At 68.6% G+C, this 4,192-nt stretch carries 5 protein-coding genes; all 5 read right to left on the reverse strand.

Annotation, left to right across the window (positions count from 1 at the left end):
• Positions 1 to 109: 109 nt before the first annotated feature.
• On the reverse strand, positions 110 to 913 hold the full coding sequence (locus AOK18_RS28215; RefSeq protein WP_079105230.1) for an SDR family NAD(P)-dependent oxidoreductase: 804 nt from the start codon (positions 911 to 913) through the stop codon (positions 110 to 112).
• A 34-nt stretch (positions 914 to 947) separates the two neighbouring features.
• Entirely contained in the window at positions 948 to 2,402 is a 1,455-nt protein-coding gene (locus AOK18_RS28220; RefSeq protein WP_055696160.1) for a hypothetical protein, read from the reverse strand.
• Between the two features lie 80 nt (positions 2,403 to 2,482).
• A complete protein-coding gene (locus AOK18_RS28225; RefSeq protein WP_055696161.1) occupies positions 2,483 to 3,106 on the reverse strand; it encodes a hypothetical protein in 624 nt (207 codons plus the stop codon).
• Positions 3,103 to 3,708, reverse strand: coding sequence for a P-loop nucleotide/nucleoside kinase family protein (locus AOK18_RS28230; RefSeq protein WP_055696162.1), 606 nt, complete (start codon positions 3,706 to 3,708; stop codon positions 3,103 to 3,105). The genes AOK18_RS28225 and AOK18_RS28230 overlap by 4 nt, the downstream gene beginning before the upstream one ends.
• A gap of 212 nt (positions 3,709 to 3,920) precedes the next feature.
• Positions 3,921 to 4,192 (reverse strand): ATP-binding protein (locus tag AOK18_RS28235; protein ID WP_167738753.1); only part of this gene is annotated, 272 nt, incomplete at its 5' end.

Below are 4,192 nucleotides of genomic sequence, written 5' to 3' on the forward strand. Positions count from 1 at the left end.
CCACGCCCTCCTCGCCGAGGCCCGCGCCGAGTTCCCGTCCTTCGCCGAGGACATAGAGAAGCTCTGCCGCTGAGCCGTCGAACAGGGCCCAGAAGAAGTCAGCCGCTGTTCACCCGGTACGCGGATCGAGGCCGGCCTGCGGCTGCCCACCGTCCACCGGCACATGAGCGCCGTTCACGGCCCCGGAGGCCGGCGAGAGCAGGAAGACGATCACCCGGGCGACCTCGTCCGCGTGCAGCAGCCGCCCGTTCGGGTTGCGCTCCGCATAAGCGGCGTACGCCTGCGGGTCCCGCAGACGCAGGCGGTCCCAGCTCTTTCCCGGCAGGAGGATGGAACCGGGACTGACCGTGTTGACCCGGACCTGATGAGGGGCCAGTTCCTGGCACAGCGCTCCGGCCAGATAGATCTCGGCGGCTTTGGCGGCCCCGTACTGCGCGGGAGAACGGGGTTTCCAGCCGGAGATGGAGGAGACCAGGACGGCGGAGCTGCCCGGGCGCAGATGCGGCAGTCCCGCCCGCACCGCCCGTACCGCGTGACCGCCGTTGAGTTCCCAGGTCGTCTGCCAGTCCTCGCGTGTGGAGTCGAGAAGTCCGCCGCCGCGCTTGCCGCCCACATTGGCCACCAGGCCGTCGAGTCCGCCGAATGTGCGTCCGACCTCGTCCGTGAAGTCCTCGAGAGCGTCCGGCGCGAGGACATCCACCGCACCGGTCAGCACCCGTGCGGCGCCCTCCCGCTCCAGTTCGGCAGCGGCACGCGCCAACTGTCCCGCATCCCGGCCGCAGACGGCTACGGACGCGCCCTCCGCGGCCAGGAGACGCGCGACGGCGAACCCGAGACCTCGACTGCCACCGGTGACCAGGAACGCCCGCCCTCGCATGCCGTACGTGACCGCGGGCACTGTGCTCTCTTCCATCGTCCCACCCTGCCACCCGGCACTTCCGGATCGGTCAGCGAACCAGTTTCCGGATGACGATGCCCACGATGAGCGTGGTGAACAGCAGACCGGCCGAAGCGAACGAGACGGCCAGGGCCGTCCAGTTCGCCGACTTGAGCTCTGACGGCAGGCCCGTACCGACGTTCAGCCACAGGGCGAGGGCCAGGATCAGCGAAGTCGCCGCGGACCCCGGGTCCGTCACCCCCTGGCCGTCGCCGCGCAACGAGCCCGCCGCGTGGAGGCCGACAGCCGTCAGGAGGATGCCCGCGACCAGGAAACGTGCCGGGTTGCGCGCTCGTACACCCCAGCCGAGGACACCTCCGACGACGCCGCGGGAAACAGCACGCCGCAACAACGGCAGTAAGGCGGCCTCGCGCTGCCGGGTGAGGTAGTAGAGCTGGTCCACCTCACGGTTCCTGTTCCGCCGGGCCAAGGCCGACCGGAGCGATTCCAGCGCCACAGCGGACACCTCGGTGAAGGAGCGTTCCAGGAAGGAGAGGATCTGGTGCCCGTTCCGGAAGACCTGCCCGGCGAGTTCCATGTCACTGACGCTCGAATGCTCGTCGAGGGTGTACCTCGCGCTGCCCCCGGGGAGCGCGAGGGTCTCGGTCACCGAGGACCCCCGGAGGCTGATCACCGCCGGTCCCTGCGAAGTGGCCGTCAGGCGCATGACCGTACTGTTCTCCAGTGACAGGCGGGCTGTCGCGTGCGCGTGACCGTCGTCGTCGCCGCCCACTTTGAGACCACGCACCTCCACGGGCCCGCGCACCGTGCTGTCGGTGATCGTGCTGGGCTCCTCGGCAGGGACCACCAGCCCGTTCACGCGTACGGTTTCGCTGCATCGCAGCTCCGTTGCCGTCAGGGGCAGGTCCAGACGCACCCGCTGCAAGGTCAGTTGCCGGGCGTCCACGTCGTGCAGTTCCAGAGCGGACAACCAGAGATCGTCGAAGGCGATGTCCTCACGCGCGTGCAGGGCACGGGCTTCCACGCGCGGGCGGCCGAGACGTCCCCCGGTGACCTGGCTTCGCACCGTCATGGCCGACAGCCGGGTATGGCTGATGCGCACGTCTCCGCGCAGCGCGTTGAACTGGACGACCTCCTCCACGCGCAGGCGCTGCAACTGTGTGCGCCCGCAGGAGTGAAGAGCGAGGGAGACCAGCAGGGTGTCCGTGATGACCACTTCACACCCGGCGGAGGCGTTGCGGACGGTCAGACGCCCGATCCTCGAATTCGTCACGAGGATGGCGTCCGCCTCCACATGGTCGATGACGAGTTCATCGATGTGGCAGGACCGAACGGTCAGGGTGCCGTCGACGCTCACGCGTTCCAGGGTGACTCTGTCGGCGGAGACGGTGTCCAGGAGCAGATCCGCCTCCACCACTTCCTGACGCAGCTCGACGCTGCGGCCGACCACGGTGCGTTGTCGGCCGATCCTCGCCAGTTCCTCCAGTGTGCGGACAGCTCCCACGAACGCCCCCTCTGCCGCTGCGATGGCAAGGCCTCACCGAGTACGGCAGACCCCGTGCTCCGTCCGAAAGCTCGAGCCGGCTACCCGCGGGGCGGCACGGTCCGCCGGTCGGTGATGCCCAGGGTCTCCCGCAGCTCTCCGGGGAGACGGGCGGAAACCGGGCCGTCCAGTGCGGCGGTGATCTCCTCGGCCGCCGCCTTCGGCTCCACCCTGTCGGTGCGCACCACCACGTCGAACAGGTCCCGCAGATCGGAGTCGAGGATGTCCCGGGCGGTCTCGTCCCAGGCCGCCAGCCGTTTGGCGGTGTCGGTGTCGTCCCGTTGTCTCGATCTTCTCTCACACACGTCTCTCGGCACCCACAGCAGCACCCGTAACCATCCGTTTCCGGTACCGGCCAACAGGGTGCGCAGGTCGGCGACGTTCCCCATGTGCACGACGGGCACCTTTCCCCTGCCCTGGAGCTCTTCGAGGGAATGCCGGTCGATGACGTAGACATTGCCGTAGCGGCGGGTCTCGACCACTACGCGGTCCTGCGCGCGCAGCTCGTCCAGCTCGTCCTCCGTGATGAACCGGTACCCGGCCGACCGGCCCGTGCCCTGTTTGAGCTTGGTGAGCAGCTGGAACCGGGAGTCGGCGGCGGTCAACGCCGCTGTGAGGGTGTCCTTCCCGGCCGTGGGCGGCCCATAGAGGACGACTGCGGTCACGGCCTCTCCAGGATTCTCTGCGCAAGGGATTCCAGCTGCTCGGCCAGGGGCCGTACCGCGCTGATGCGGTTGTCGATGAGGTGATGCGGGCTCGCCGGACGCAGACTCAGATCCATACCGTCCACATACGTGGACCAATGAGCGAGCTTCCAGGTGTCCCGGGAGGCGTTGCGCGAGATCAGGCGTTCGTGCATGGACTCCGCATCGCTGTCCACCCAGAAGGCCTCGAAACGGGCGCCCAGCCGACGGCATCGCCTCGTCACTCGGCTGATCCACTGACCGTCGGCGGCCTCCGAGAGGAACGGAGCCACGAGAACCACGGAGATGCCGCACTCGAGGTTTTCCCAGGCCGCCTTCAGCAGGCACTCGTATTCCAGAGGCCTGACATGCTCGAGGTAGGCCGGACTGTGCCGGTCGTCCGGATCGCCCCCCATGGCCCGCAGGAGCCCCTCCGTCATGGGCCGGCTGAGCGTGTCCTTGTCGAGCATCGCCCAGCCCGTCACCGCGGCCAGTAACTTGCCGGCCTCCGACTTGCCCGAACCGGCGTATCCCCCGACCAGAGCGAAGGTGAGCTGGTTCGTGCCTGGGGTTGTGACTGCCACTCGTCCCTCCGGAGCTGTCGAACCCGGCGATCTTACGAGTCGGGCATGTTCCTGAGGAGCGAAAGGGCCTTATGCACAGGGAAATTGACCGAAACCCTCCTGCACAGGCCTGAGCATGACCCTGTGCGCGGAAGACCGTTCGCAGGAGGTCGCCGCGAGTTCGGCGATGCCACCCGCGTAACCGGCGACGAGCTCCGGCATGTGCACGTGACTTACTCCGTCAGGGAAAGGTCCAGCTCCGCCCACACCGTCTTGACCGGCACCGGACCACTGCGCACACCCCAGCGATCGGCCGACTCCTCGACCAGCAGCAGGCCGTAACCCGAGTCGGCGGGATCCGGTGAGGCGCTCCCGCGTGCGGGTGCCTTCTCGCCCCTGGGGTCGGTCACCTCGATGCGGAGGGTGGCCGGCGCTGTGACCGTGAGGGTGAGCCGGAAGCCCCGGCCGGGGACGCGGCCGTGCACGACGGCGTTCGCGGCGAGTT

This window comes from Streptomyces prasinopilosus, from assembly GCF_001419695.1.
Lineage (GTDB): Bacteria > Actinomycetota > Actinomycetes > Streptomycetales > Streptomycetaceae > Streptomyces > Streptomyces prasinopilosus.